Origin of the sequence: uncultured Campylobacter sp. (assembly GCF_938039245.1) — a bacterium.
In the GTDB taxonomy this organism is placed as follows: Bacteria; Campylobacterota; Campylobacteria; order Campylobacterales; family Campylobacteraceae; genus Campylobacter_A.
In genome coordinates this window covers 1-14,711 of sequence record NZ_CALHVN010000064.1, presented here as the reverse complement: position 1 = coordinate 14,711, position 14,711 = coordinate 1, and the positions used below count along the sequence as shown (strand labels likewise).

General features: G+C 43.7%; 6 protein-coding genes and 1 pseudogene. 5 read left to right on the top strand and 2 right to left on the bottom strand.

Annotated elements, in window-relative coordinates; translation table 11 throughout:
• Positions 1–35 precede the first annotated feature (35 nt).
• The 5 genes from Q0218_RS11000 to Q0218_RS10980 are packed head-to-tail and all read left to right on the top strand — an operon-like array spanning position 36 to position 7,523.
• Positions 36–821, top strand: a complete 786-nt coding sequence (locus Q0218_RS11000; protein WP_297969562.1) for an ABC transporter permease — start codon at positions 36–38, stop codon at positions 819–821.
• Positions 818–2,041, top strand: a complete 1,224-nt coding sequence (locus tag Q0218_RS10995; protein ID WP_297969560.1) for an ABC transporter ATP-binding protein — start codon at positions 818–820, stop codon at positions 2,039–2,041. Before Q0218_RS11000 ends, Q0218_RS10995 begins: the two co-directional genes overlap by 4 nt.
• Positions 2,034–5,633 (top strand): glycosyltransferase, encoded by a 3,600-nt coding sequence (locus Q0218_RS10990; RefSeq protein ID WP_297969558.1) that lies wholly within the window; start codon positions 2,034–2,036, stop codon positions 5,631–5,633. Before Q0218_RS10995 ends, Q0218_RS10990 begins: the two co-directional genes overlap by 8 nt.
• 2 nt (positions 5,634–5,635) lie before the next feature.
• A complete protein-coding gene (gene gmd, locus Q0218_RS10985) occupies positions 5,636–6,667 on the top strand; it encodes a GDP-mannose 4,6-dehydratase (protein ID WP_297969556.1) in 1,032 nt (343 codons plus the stop codon).
• On the top strand, positions 6,657–7,523 hold the full coding sequence (locus tag Q0218_RS10980) for an NAD-dependent epimerase/dehydratase family protein (protein WP_297969554.1): 867 nt from the start codon (positions 6,657–6,659) through the stop codon (positions 7,521–7,523). Before gmd ends, Q0218_RS10980 begins: the two co-directional genes overlap by 11 nt.
• A 2,483-nt stretch (positions 7,524–10,006) precedes the next feature.
• Here the strand turns inward: Q0218_RS10980 and Q0218_RS10975 are convergent.
• Complete coding sequence (locus Q0218_RS10975) at positions 10,007–13,741, bottom strand: surface layer protein SapB11 (protein WP_297969552.1); 3,735 nt, start codon at positions 13,739–13,741, stop codon at positions 10,007–10,009.
• A gap of 197 nt (positions 13,742–13,938) precedes the next feature.
• A pseudogene (locus Q0218_RS10970) lies at positions 13,939–14,711 on the bottom strand (hypothetical protein); the annotation flags it as partial.

Below are 14,711 nucleotides of genomic sequence, written 5' to 3'. Positions count from 1 at the left end.
AAAATCACGCAAATTTAGCTAAATCGGACGAAAGATTGTTTTCAAATATTTATACGTATAGGTTTTTTATCGTAAATTCGGTCAAAAACGAGTTTATAACCAAATTCGCAAAAAGCAAGCTGGGCGTAGCGTGGGCGATACTGCATCCGCTAGCCCAGGTGCTCATCTACGCGACCATACTCTCCTCCGTACTCTCGGCCAAGCTGCCCGGCATCGATAGCAAATACGCCTACGCTATCTACCTAATGAGCGGAATGCTTTGCTGGATGCTTTTTAGCGAGATTTTTTCGCGCTGCATCGGCATTTTTACCGACAACGCCAACATAATCAAAAAAATGTCTTTTCCCAAAATCGTACTTCCTGCTACCGTAGTTTTAAGCTCAGTGATAAACAATCTAATTTTATTCGCCGCAATAGCAGTCGTATTTGCTTTTTTGGGACATTTTGCCGGCGCAAATTTGATCTTTTTGCCGATCTTTTCCCTCGTTACGGTGATGCTAGCCGTCGGATTTGGGCTGTTTTTTGGCGTGATAAACGTCTTTATGCGCGACGTAGGCCAGATCATCGCCATCGTATTGCAGTTTTTATTTTGGCTAACGCCCATCGTTTATATGACGAGCATTTTACCGTCAAATTTGCAAGAGCTTATCTACATAAACCCGCTAGTTGGCGTCGTTAGCGGCTATCACGATATTTTGATCTACGACAAGACGCCCGATTTTTCGCTTTTGATTTATCCGGCAGTTATCGGCGCGGCAAGCCTTGGGGCCGCATTTTTCGTTTACAAACGAGCCGAAGAAGAGATGGCGGACGTTTTATGATTTTATCCGTTCAAAATATCTGCAAAACTTACTTGGACTACGAGAGCAACGTTAAGCGATTTGCCTCGTGGTTTAGTAAAAATAAAGAAGAAAAAAACGTAAAAACCGTGCTAAAAGACGTAAGCTTTGACGTGGGAGCCGGCGAGGTAGTCGGGCTAATCGGTCAAAACGGAGCGGGCAAGAGCACCCTTTTAAAAATCATATCGCGCACGCTAAAGCCCTCAAGCGGCCGCGTAACGAGCGGGGCTAAAATTTCGTCCATCTTAGAGCTAGGCATGGGCTTTCACGGCGATCTAACAGGCAGGCAAAACGCCTATCAGTCCTGCTCTCTCATGGGCTACTCAAAAGAGCAGATCGACGAAATAATAGCCTATATCGAAGACTTTGCCGAGATAGGCGAGTATTTTGATTATCCCGTGCGAATTTACAGTAGCGGCATGCAGATGCGCCTTGCTTTTTCGGTCGTCACGGCAAATCGCCCCGATATACTTATCATCGACGAGGCGCTATCGGTCGGTGATGTGTATTTCCAGCATAAAAGCTTTGATAAGATAAAAGAATTTAAAAGCCTAGGCACGACGCTCATCATCGTTTCGCACGATAGCGGCGCGATAAAATCGATCTGCGATCGCGTGATCTTGCTAGAAAAAGGTCAAATTTTAAAAGACGGCGAGCCTGAAGCCGTACTTGATTATTACAACGCCCTAATCTCAAAAAAACAAGACGTACAAATCTCGCAAATAACCCTAGAAAACGGCAAAACCGCAACCGTATCGGGCAACAAAAAAGCCTGCATAAAAAACGTCGAAATTTTAGACGCCGCAGGCAAAAAGATACAAAATTTAGAAGTCGGCAAAAAAATCAAACTAAAAGTAACGGTGCAAGCAAACGAAAATTTGCCGTCGCTAGTACTGGGCTATCAGATCAAAAATCGCTTCTCGCAGGTCGTCTACGGCACCAACACTTACCATCTAAAGCAAGCTTTAAAAAATCTCAAAAAAGGCGAAGAATACGACTTTAGCTTTGAATTTGACGCAAATTTGGGCGTCGGGTCGTTTTCGGTCACGATAGCGCTGCACGATAGCGACAACCATCTGCAAAACAACTACGAATGGCGCGACAACGCGATCATTTTTAACGTCGTAAATTTTAGCAAGCCCGATTTCGTCGGTCTTGCGTATCTTGAACCGAGTTTGGAAATAAAGAGAATAAATGGATAAATTTTATAAAAGTTTCGAAGATAAATTTAGAGGCCATAGAAGCGAGATCAAAAAACGCTTGCTTGCTTACGAGCCGTTTTTGCAAATTTTAAAGCAAAACTACGAAAATCCGGCGGCGGCCGATCTTGGTTGCGGCAGAGGCGAGTGGCTTGAAATTCTAAAGCAAAACGGCTTTACCGCTCGCGGTTGCGACTTGAGCGAGGAGATGATAAAAGAGTGCGAAAAAAACGCGCTTGAGGCTAAAAATCAAGGCGCGATAGAGTTTTTAAGCGAGCTAGAAGACTCAAGCCTTGCGCTAGTTAGCGCATTTCAGCTTGTGGAGCACTTGGAGTTTAGCGAGCTTTGCGAGCTAATCAAGCAGGCGCACCGAGTTCTCAAAGACGGCGGTATCTTGCTACTAGAAACGCCAAATCCGGAAAATTTACGCGTCGCCACGCTAAATTTCTACCTCGACGTGACGCACGTTAAGCCTATCCCACCAATGCTGCTTGAGTATCTGTGCGAATTTGAGGGCTTTAATAATACGTTTATGATGAGGCTAAACTCAAATTTGAGCTTTAGCGAGGATTTAGAGAACCAAAACGTCACGCTAAGAGACGTTTTGAGCAGCGTCGGGCTTGATTACGCGGTTTTGGGGCTTAAAAACGGCGACGAGAAAACGCGCGAAGCGTTTTTAAACGCGGCTAAAAGCGGTTATAGTTTCGAAGAGTTAGCCGATAGATTCGACGTATCGGCATTTGAAAATAAAACACAGATGCTCGAGCTAAAAAACGACGTCTGGAAGGGCTTTTTGGAGACGAAAGAAGCGCTGTGGAAAAGCTCGCTTGAGCTAATGGAGAGCAAAAATCAAATCGCTAATTTGCAAAATGAAAATGCGCGCCTACACGAAGATTTAGAAAATCTACTGGGCAAATATCTCGCGCTAAATCACAAAGTCTATGTCCTAGAAAACGAAGCTCCCGTTATCAAAAACGATATCGAGCAGCTTAAAATTTTCGTCGCTAAATTTAAAAGAGTCGCAAAGCCGCTTATTTGGGTCTATAAATTTTTGAGATTTTGCAAAAATTTAGCCAAAGAAAATCTCAAAAAAGCGCTTAAATTCGGTATAAATTTGACGGAGAGAGCGGCAAATAGCCATCCTAAATTTAAGAAAAACCTCAAAATATTTTTAAATAAATTTCCGGCTATTAGAGCGAGAATCTTTAGCCTAAAAGGCCAGGTTAGAGACGATATCTACGTCTCGCAAGAGGGCGTTTTTGAGCCGAGCGTTTTTGCTTTAAGACACTCAAGAGAGTACGAGCGAAATTTGGAACTAAAAAACCTTAAATTTAACGAAAACTTTAGCGAGCTAACCGTCATCGGCAGCATCAGCGGACACTACAGTTTAGCCGCGATAAACAGAAACATCGTATTTAGGCTGCTCGGTAAGGTAAAAAACGTCTTTGTTATCTGCTACCACGAGAACTACTTCGATAAAATCGAAGACATCGCAATAACCAAAGACGAGTACGAAACGCTAAGAAGCATAGTACCCGATAAAAACGCGCACCCAAAAAGAAGCGACGACAAGGTCGCGATCTACCACCACTACCCGCTGATAGAAGACGTTAGGGAGGGCTACGGCTTTGAGATTGCGGTGTTTTTCTGGGAGGAGTCGCGCATCCCTCCTAGGACGATAGAAATTTTAAACTCCAAGTATAAAGGCATTTTAGTTTCGACCTTTTTCATCAAAAAAATTCTCATCGACAACGGTTGCTATAAGCCGGTAAAAGTAGCCGATATCCCGCTAAAAATGCCGCCCGAGCCAAGCGTTTTGCAAGAAAATAGCGAACAAAAGCGCGAGATAAAGCTTTTCCACATCTCCTCGTGCCTACCTAGAAAGGGTGCGGACGTGCTGCTGCGAGCCTTTAACGAAGCTTGCAAAAAAGCCAAATTTGAGCTAAGCCTAACGATAAAAAGCTTCCCTAATCCGCACAACAGCGTAACCGAGCAAATCGAGCTTTTAGTCGATAAAAAATACCGAAGCAAAATCCGCGTCATACTAAACGAAGATTTAACCGCGCTTGATGTGGCAAATCTATACGAGCAGTGCGATATCGTCGTGCTACCGACGCGCGGCGAGGGGCTAAATATGCCCGCGATCGAAGGCGTGCACTACGAAAAGCCCGTTATCTCCACCGACTATAGCGGCCAGTGCGAGTTTTTGGACGACAGCTGTGAGTTTATCGGATATAAATTCGCACCCGCGGTTACGCATTTTAATCTAAATTATTCGTTTTGGGCGGAGCCTAGCGTAAAGGATCTGGGCGAAAAAATCATCAAAGTATCCGAGCAAATTTTACAAAACCGCGCTCCAGACATAAAACCGCTAAAACACAAAGTCGATGAAATGATGTTCGGCGAGAAAAACGCGCTAAATTTCATCTCGAGCATCTCGCATCTAAAATCCTTTAAAAATGAGCCAAGCGAGCTAAAAATCGCCTACTTTTCGACGTATAACGCCGTTTGCGGCATAGCCGAATACTCAAAATACCTAACGAACGAGCTGGTACGGGCGGGCGCAAATTTAGAAATTTACACTTGGAGCGAGCAAAAGCGTACCAAGGAGCCTAATCTAGCACAAGAAAACGGCGTAAAAGTTTATGAAATAGAGCGAGAAAAACTACTATCGGGGCTTGAGACGGATGCAAATATAATCTGGCTGCAACATCATTTTACGTTTTTTGAGATAGACGAAAAGCTAAAATCAGACGTCGCCGCGCTAAAATCACAGGGCAAAATTTGCTTCATCACGCTTCACGCCACGAAGCAAATCCTAAACTACCCGCGCCAAACTCAGCAAAACTGGCACGATACGCTTTACGAATTCGACCGCGTGTTTGTCCACAGCATCGACGATCTAAATACGCTTAGACTACTCGGACTTGCCGATAACGTCACGCTAGTGCCGCACGGAACGCAAAATTTGGCGCCCGAGCAAAACAAACGTAAGGAAACGGACGGCAAATTTAAGGTAGGATTTTTCGGCCTACTCTTTGCGCATAAAAATTTACCCGTACTGCTGCAAGCCTTTGCTAAATTTAGCCAAAATACGGACGCGAAGCTAATTATCATTAGCCCCGTCGCAAACGCAGATAGCGAGGCGGAACTGCAAAGATGCCGTAAGCTTTGCGAAAAGCTAAATTTGGACGAAAAAGTGGAGTGGAATACCGAGTTTTTGCCGATAGAGGAGGTAAATAAAAAGCTAAGCGACTGCGATGTCATCGTGCTGCCTTACGGGCAAACCGATGAGGGAGCCAGCGGGGCGGCCAGGATAGCGCTAAGCGTGTGCAAAAACGTTATAGTAACGCCGTCAAGGATCTTTAGCGAGATGAAAAACGTCACGATAAAAACGGACGGATTTAACGATTGGCACATTTTAGAGCAACTAGAAAAAGTAAAAAACAGCGAAATAGACGCTAAAATTTATGACGAGCGCGCAAAATGGCTAAGCCAAAACAGCTGGAGCAGTATCGCGGGGCTTTACCTGCGGATATTTAGAGCCGTAGCGACGGATAAAAATTTTATGCGACATTTAAAAAACGGAGAATAATAATGAAAAAAGCGATAATCACGGGCGTCGGAGGTCAAGACGGCGCATACCTGGCTAGATATCTGATCGACCTAGGATACGAAGTCTACGGCGGATACAGGCGAGCGGTGAGCCCGAATTTTTGGCGATTAAACGAGCTAGGCATTTTAAACGAGCCAAATTTTCATTTGGTGGAGTTTGAGCTAACCGACCCGTTTAACATCCTAAGCGTAGTTAATGAAATAAGACCCGAGGAAATTTACAACCTAGCCGCTCAAAGCTTCGTGGGCGTTAGTTTTAAAGAGCCGTTTCACACCGCAAGCGCTACGGGCATCGGCGCGCTAAACATACTAGAGGCGATAAAGACGGTTGATAAAAGCATCAAATTTTATCAAGCCAGCACATCAGAGATGTTTGGCAAAGTCCAAGCCGTCCCGCAAAACGAAACCACGCCGTTTTATCCGCGTTCGCCGTACGGAGTGGCAAAGCTTTATGCGCATTTTATAACCGTAAACTATCAAGAAAGCTATGATATTTTCGCTTCAAGCGGCATTTTATTTAATCACGAAAGTCCGCTAAGAGGGCTTGAGTTCGTCACGAGAAAAATCACGAATACGGCCGCAAAAATCGCTCTGAAAAAGGCTAAGACTTTAGAACTTGGCAACCTAGACGCAAAACGCGACTGGGGCTATGCAAAAGAATATGTCGAAGGTATGCACGCGATGCTGCAAGCCAAGGCTCCCGATACCTTCGTACTAGCTACCGGAGTAACGACCACGGTTAGGGATTTTGTGAAACTTAGCTTTGAAGCGCTAGATATCGGGATAAAATTTGAGGGCGAGGGTATAAACGAAGTCGGGCTAAACGATAAAGGCGACGTAATCGTAAAGATAAATCCGGCATTTTTTAGACCAGCCGAGGTCGATCTGCTAATAGGCGACGCCTCAAAAGCCAAGCAAAAGCTCGGTTGGAGCGCAAAGACCGATCTAAAAGGACTTTGCGATATGATGATAAAATCAGATCTAAGACGCATCGAGGCGGGATTTGAGTTCTAAGCGAGTTTTTATTACTGGGATCGAGGGTTTTACGGGTCGCTATTTGGAGCGGTACCTTCGCGGGCTAGGCTACGAGGTATCGGGCGGCGCCTTAAGCCCTAGCGCGCCGCATCACGAGCGCCTTGATCTGCTTAACAAAGACAGTATAAAAGCCGCCTTTAGAGTCAAATTTGACTACATCATCCATCTGGCCGCAGTTTCGTTTGCTATGGCAGATCCCGCTGAGATAAAAAACGCAAATGAAATCGGCACCATAAATTTGCTAGAGGCTCTAGGTTCCGTTAAATTTGAAAAGGCAATCTTTGCAAGCTCGGCTAGCGTCTACGGCGGAGGCGACGCGCCTATGAGCGAAAGCTCCGCGCCAAATCCGCAAAGCATCTATGCCCAAAGTAAAATTTATATGGAAGAGCAAATCGCTAGAAGCGGACTTCCTTTTATCATCGCGCGTCCCTTTAACTATACGGGCGCGGGGCAGAGCGAAAATTTCCTCATTCCAAAAATCGTGCGACATTTTAAAGACGAAGCTTCCGTAATAAAGCTCGGAAATTTAACGCCAAAGCGCGAATATAACGACGTAAACGACGTCGTGCGGATATATGCGCAACTACTAGAGCTCGAAACTAACGGCGAAATTTTTAATATCGGCTCGGGCAAGGCTTATAGTATCGAGCAAATTTTACAAATTTTACGCCGCTTAAGCGGGCGCGATATCGCCGTGCAAAGCGATGCCAAATTTATCAGGACAAACGACCCCGCCCTACTCGTCTGCGATACGGCAAAGCTGCTAAACTACGGGATAACTTCTTGCAGCGGCGATATAGAGGCGTTACTACGCCTAATGCTAGCTAGCGACTAGGTGGGTTTTACGAATTTACGCGCCTTGCGTAGACCGGCTATAGCAGCACTTTTCGGCGCTAAACGCGAGCAAACGGGCAAATTTCGGATTCGGCAAATTTATACGTAAGATAGCCCGCCGCCATCTCGCAACCGTCTCAAATAGCTTAATTTTATGCTATTTGCGTCCATAAAATCCTTATGTTTTTAATTTGAAGGATTCGCAAATTTAAGCCTTTATCAAAAAAAGATAACTAGCCGTCGTCTGTAGGCAGACCGGCTATAGCCGTACTTTGCGGCGTTAAACGCGAGTAAACGGGCAAATTTCGGATTCGGCAAATTTATAACGTAAGATAGCCCGCCGTCATCTCGCAACCGTCTCAAATAGCTTAAATTTGTGCTATTTGCGTCCATAAAATCCTTATGTTTTTAATTTGAAGGATTCGCAAATTTAAGCCTTTATCAAAATTTGTTTCAAACACGGCAAAAGCGCCTTGTCTAATCCAGTTATTTGCCGTTATCTAACGTTTAAGCGCAAATAGGCGCGCCCAAAGAAAAAGCTAAGGCTCCGGCGCCTACGCCGTATCACGAAAATTTGCCGCTTTTGAACGCAAATTTAAGCCGAATGAATTTTGCGCTAAGGCTACGAAAACGGCACTAAATCTACAATCTAATATCCAAAGCCGCCGCCTAAATTAGCTTAGCAAATACGCAGTTTTAGGTTGCTATCATGCGCGCTTATGTGGATAAAATGCGCTAAAATACCGTAGCTACGGCTTTGGTTGCTAGGATTATTAGGCGCAAGCGTAAATTTAGCATGGCTTGCTCTAGACGCGAGACTCGGCGCACCCTGACAAATTTTTTAATCCGCAAAAACATCAAACCGTGCGGCTTCTTGCTGGAGGCTAGGCGCGTTTTTGCAGTCAAATTTAGGCCTAAATTTAGCAGCCGTCTTATCGCGCCAGCCGCGCAAACTGCTTGCAGTAAGCTATTCTTTGTTGTTTTGCCGCCGTTTCCTACCTGCTAGTACCCTCCATACGCGCTGCGGCTATAACCAAACCGCCACCTGCGAATTTAAAGAGGCGGAGCGAAAAAATATTTTTCGTACGCCAAAATGCTCACAAGTCGCATTTATATAAATGTCCGCTACGCTCGCTCAAAGCAATACGTCGTAAAGCGCCGCCTTTACCGCTCAAGCGACAAGTTTATAAAGGCTGCGCAGATGGTCTAAGAGCTGGATTTATTAAAAAACCCAAAGCATCGCCTAGACTGTAAAAAGCAAAACAGTCTAAATCAGACTTGCGTGCCGCTACATGCCGTAAGTCTTGCTAGGATAAGAGCGGTGATTTAAGAGTAAAATTTCCGTAACGGCGCGCCGCAAAAGCTAATAAGACTGCTTAGGCAAGCTCGGTATAAACGCGCGCAAAACCGCTATTTTGCAGTTTTATAGCTACGGCGCGCGACCGTAGTTTGACCTAACTTGGTCGCACTTGCCAATAAAACGACTAGAGCGAGCAATGTCATATTTTACGGCGCTTTGCGAAATAGTTGATTTTGCTTTTGGCATTTAAAATTTGCGGCGAGCTTTATGCTTCGGTAATTATAGTCGGACGCAAGACCATAGCCGCCTTTACTAACGACGCCGCAAGAGCAAAATTGTCAGGCAGCCTTAAAATGCGGATGCAACCCGAATAATAAACGCCCGTTTTATCTGGTAGGCATCAAAGACTAGATCATCAAATAAGCGGTTACAAGGGCGCCAACCTATATAAACTGAAAAATAAATACCCCCTAAAGACATATTTCTTGCGGTACCTAAGCGGCTGTTAAAATTTACCTCGTTTCAAACTCCCAAGTTTGAGTTTCATGTAGCCAAAAGCGATATTGCCACTTTAGATTACGTAAAAACTCGTTTGACTCATCAGCCTTAATGCCGTAAACAGGATTTGTGAGCATGTTTTCGCCGATCGTTTGTCATAGCTGCGAAATCTTGCGAGCTTTATCGTTAAATTTGCTACCGTCCGTATTTAAACGGCATTTGGATAGATGCGGATACTATAACTGCATCTAACGCCCGTAAACCCCTCACGTCTAAAAATATACTTCTAGAGCTTAGGCCACCGTGCTTTCACCACCTGATTTGAAAAATTAACGGGATTATGACTACGGATGTACGAGTCCGTGCGTCTAAATAGGCGATTTTCATTACTGCTTTTGCGCTAAAGCATGCTATATTAGCCGACGCAAGTGCTAAATTTCTAAAATTTAAATTTAGTTTACTTGACGACTTAAAAATATATGGAGTAACTTACCAAGGCAAATTTACAAATAGCGTAAACTATAAATATAGCTGAAACTTTGAGTTGTAAATTTCAATTTTGTTGGTACATAAAGCAGAAATTAAAATCCAAGTAGAGGTATAAGGTAAATATTAGGGAAAGAGTTTTAAACCGTAATCAAGAAAGTATGAAAATCGGTAGAGCCAAGCTCTACCGAAAAAAGAGATTAGAGGCTGTTGATGGTAATTTCGCCGTCAGTTCCTAGCGAAGCGTTTAGGTTCGCTGTGTTTACACCCGATAGTTTTACTATATTTTCGTCCGCTTCAAATCCGGTCGCTCCTGCTGCACCTTTGTTATAAAATAGATACGTGTCGTTTTGGTAAGAAAAAGCATATACTTTCTTATCTGTAATAGCCGTATTAAACAAACCTGTTTCTTTGGCAAACTGAGCGAAATTCGCATATGCATTACCGTTAGGGTTTAGATTAACTTTTTGTATATCAGCAACAGTCGATCCGGCGCCGTTGGCGATTTTAATCTTATCACCTACGTTAATATTTTCGATAACCGCATATTTTAGATTATCGCTACTTCCGTCAAATCCGCCACCAGTAGCTATCTTTGATGCGCTCACATCAAAGGTATCGTTACCCGAGCCGCCTTTTATAGTAATGACTTGCTTGGTAGCGGTTACTGTTCCAGTAGTTACCTTGTTTGTACCCTCGCCGGTTTCAATAGTGATATTTTCTTTGGTTTGTGCGTCTGCCAGCGTGATCTCGTCATTACCCGCAGTACCTTTTATACTTTCGATTTTAGTATTTGCCGTAACGGTCGTGATGGTACCGGACTCAACATTTCTTAAGCCGCTAAAGTCGATCTTCGTAAGCTCTGCCGCGTTTGTGCCGCTAAATTCATATTTATCCTGCAAACCTTCGCCCATATCTCCAGAGACGGTAACGGTTTTTAGATCCTTACCCACAGTAGCTACTTGTGTCGCAACTGTTACTTTTAGCGTGTCATTTTGCCCAGAAGCGCTAACTGTAGCGTTAAAGTCTTTAGAATTTGCATCCTGTTTAGCTATGAGGCTTATCTGTCCGGCTGTGCCGCTAGTAGCATCGAGTGCCGTTTGCGTAGAGCCTTTATAGACGATAGTGTCTGCTTGTATGCCCTTTAGAGAGTTTGCGCCTATAGTACCGCTTAGGTCGATAGAAACCTTATCGGCCGTCACTTCATTGGCTGTACTAAATTTTACCAAACCTCTAGTATTTCCGGCATCTATATCAACGGTACTACCTGCTTTTAAGTCAATTTTACCGATCTGAGCACCAGTTCCGCCACTGTTTATAACGTCTTTTAGAGTGATCTTTAGGCTATCAACGACTCTATCAGCAGGAGTAGAGTGGTCTATGTCGTCTATTTTTAAAGTCGTAGACGTAGCGGTTCTATCATGGATGCTTTTGATATTAGTAGCGTTGATTACGATATTTTTGGCTATAAGCTTACCTATATCAAGCTTGCCTTCAACATCTTTAGCTGTGATATTGATATCGTTTTGAGCCGTTAGAGTGCTGCCGACGCCTATTTTAACGTCATGTCTAACCGAACTAACGTCAAAGGTAATCCCGCTTTTCTTAGAGGTTATGTCACCGCCTATTTCTAGCCATCCTACGTTATTTGCCACTAAATTCACTTCGCCGCCGACTTTTATTACGCCTACTTTTACGCCGTTAGTGATATTTTTTAGATTAATATTTGCACCCGCATTGCTGGCTTCTTTTGTCGTAATATCGCCAATGTTAAGATTTTTAACCGTTGCGCCGCCTAGAGTACTAGTGGTTAGGTCGTTTACTTTTACGCTTACGCCGTTTTCGGAACTTATAGAACCTAAATTTTTAAGGTCGATGAGAGAACCTACCGCTAAAGGCGCACCTCCTTTTACGTTTATATCGGAGACAAATTTAAGCGTATCGTTATTACCTAGATCAAAGCTTCCAGAAGTCTTTAAATTTAGTTTAGCAATATTTGTAGAATTCGTATCGGTTTTTAGAGTAAATTTATTAGGGTTTGCGCTAACTATGTTTACGGTTTTTAGCAAGGTCGAGTTATCTAGACTTATACCTGAATCTACCGTAGTGTTTACGTTTAGATTTAAGGTATTAGCTTTAGGTAGCTCTAGTATGCTATCTGAGTTAGTAGAGCCGGCAGTCGTTATGACTGAAGCGTCTAAATTTACGGTAACGTTTCTAGATTCTGATAATCTAATCTTGCCCGCCATAGCCGTAGGCGAAGTCGCATTATCTATCTTATAGTTTACGGTCTCTACGGAGGTATCGTTTACGTGGACTTTACCTGCGCCGCTACCTTCTGCGTCCGTAGCATAAGGGCTGACTTTTTTAGTTAAATTTACCGTTTTGATACTTGAGCTAGTTACGACTAGTTCATTGTCTAGCTGACCTACTTTTAGGGTCTCTATATCGTTTTGTCCGACCAAGTCTAGTCTAGTTACGCCGCTAGGGTTTTTATCCAATAACTCGATATTTTCTACGCCCTTTAACGTCATCTTTTTTAGACCTTGGAGACTTCTAACCTGGAGAGTATCGGTGCCGGCGCCAGCGTCGATAGAGGAAGAATTAACAGTAAGCTCGCCAACCACTATAGTGTCGTTGCCGCTACCGCTTTTTACAGAGCTATATTTGCGGGAATCGCTTAGATCCGCAGTTAAATTTCCGGTCATAGTAGAGGCGTCAAGGCTTTTTACGAAATCTGTACTAGCAGGGGTCATATCCCTATCTTTCGTTGCGATATCTAGATCCGCTGCGCCTTTTACCGTTATAGCTTTATTTTGAACTTCTTTTATATAGCTTTTAGCATCTTTTGTAGCTATATTTAGCGTTTCGATACCGTTAAATTCGACCTTCATTGACTTTACATGCCTATCGGTGGCTGTAGCCTCGGCAACGGCAGTCTCTCTGCCCACGTTATTTAGGGTTAGATTTTGCACATCATTAGAGCCGCTAGTTAAATTTGTATTATAGATAATACCTATTTTGGTTGCATCTTTTTGGCCGTTTACCGTTAAATTTACGATGCTTGCAAGATCGGTTATTCGAATACCGTTTGTTCCGGTAGTGGATACCGATTTTAATCCGTCAATCTTAGCGGCATTAAAAATTCTTTGAGAGTCGGAAGTGTTTGTTAGGTTTAAAATTTCGATATTTTTCGCATAGCCGTCTACGAAGCCTGTAAAGCTATCGTTTACCGCAACGTTTAGCGCGTCGGTACCTCTGCCGCCGTCTAGCTTATCGTTTACTTTTAGAGTGTTTCTATCTGCATATGAGCTGGAAACCGCGCTAAACACGTCTAGTCCCTCGCCGCCGGTTATGGTTTGATCCTCGGTAGTTAATGTGTGAGTGGTAACGGTAGCCATTGCGTCGATTCTAGCTTTTTGTGCGGCTAAATTCGTAGAGTTTGTAGATCTGATAATCTCTTGAAACGGAGTATAGTCATATCCGCCGTTGCCGTCGCTATCTATAGAAGCGATCTTTTGAGCCATGTATGCCGATACTTCTGTTTTGTTTGCAAAGGTTTGCGCAGCTACCGGATCAGCCGCTCTAGCCTCAGCCGAGGTTGCTACTTCAAATAATTTTACTAGCGTATCGCCCCTTGAGTTTCCTAGTTGCAAGTGTCTAACCCATGCATTGATGCCGTCTGGGTCTTGGGTATAGTCTTTGCCTAGGATATTTTTATAGATAAGCTCTACATAGCCTCTATCAGTGCTTACGTCCACGCCCATACTTGCAAAATAAGGCGGTGTAGCCGGGGAAGCTAGCATTTCGTTTGCCATCTGGGCTACGGTTTTGGTAGCGCCTGCTGCTACCCATGCGTTAAAGCCCGCACCCTCGGGCGCTCTGTTAAATAATGCCACATAAAGCTGGGCGACTTGCGCTTGTGTTACTGCCATTAAGGACTCCTTTTTTAGTGTTTTCTTGAGTTTTTTGGGTATCTTTACAGAATACTATCGCTAATTATATCATAAAAAAGTCGGAAAATAGAAAATTTAAAAAATCCGCTCACAGAAAAAATGTATATATCAGACTGATACCGAGGCCAAAAATTTGACCTCGGATTATAATCGGCGACATAACGATTAGCTCAAATTTATATAGTTATCTCAGCACCCGAGACGTATGGATTTAGGTTATCGATGTGATATCCGGCTAGTTTGATTAAGCTATCGTTAACCGTAATATCGTCTTGTCCTCCGTTTGCGTCTTGGATCAAATACGTATCGTTTTTATACATAAAAGCGTACGTAGTATTAGCAGCTGTGGACACATCGGCAGCGTTTAGGAATTTATTTATAGCGTTTAGAAGGCTGGTTTCGTTATCTAGGTACATAGACACCTTCTTTATCTCGCCGCCAGCTATATTTGCAGCCATCTTAATCTTATCGTTATCTTTGACATTTACGATAGATACATAGTTGCTTACATCGTTGGCATCATAGTTTACCATGGCGCTAGAGCCTATATTATAGGTATTTACGCCGTTACCGCCGTCTAGGGTTAGGACGTTTGGTTTTCTGCCGGTTCCGCTGGCTAGGACGCCGGTTAGATTAAATACGTCATCGCCGTCGGTACCTTTTACGGTTAGAGATTTGTTGTTAGCACCGAGCAACGCGCTTCCTAGGTTTATAGTTCCGTTTTCTACGTTTTTTAAAGCGCTCATGTCTATTTTTTTAAGACTATCGGCTCTAACGGTAGCGTTTAGCGTGTACTCGTCCATACCGTCGCCTAGGTCTCCGCCTACGGCGTAGGTTTCGCCGGCAAATTCCGAACTTACGGCTCTAAAGTTAAACTCGAATTTATCCTGTCCCACAGAACCCGTTACGTTAGCTTTAGGATCTACGTTAATGCCGGTAGTAGAAGCAA

Excerpts from the sequence above, each read along its gene's own strand:
- Q0218_RS10995 (WP_297969560.1), top strand. The coding sequence starts at position 818 with ATGATTTTATCCGTTCAAAATATCTGCAAAACTTACTTGGACTACGAG.
- Q0218_RS10990 (WP_297969558.1), top strand. The coding sequence starts at position 2,034 with ATGGATAAATTTTATAAAAGTTTCGAAGATAAATTTAGAGGCCATAGA.
- gmd (WP_297969556.1), top strand. The coding sequence starts at position 5,636 with ATGAAAAAAGCGATAATCACGGGCGTCGGAGGTCAAGACGGCGCATAC.
- Q0218_RS10975 (WP_297969552.1), bottom strand. The coding sequence starts at position 13,741 with ATGGCAGTAACACAAGCGCAAGTCGCCCAGCTTTATGTGGCATTATTT.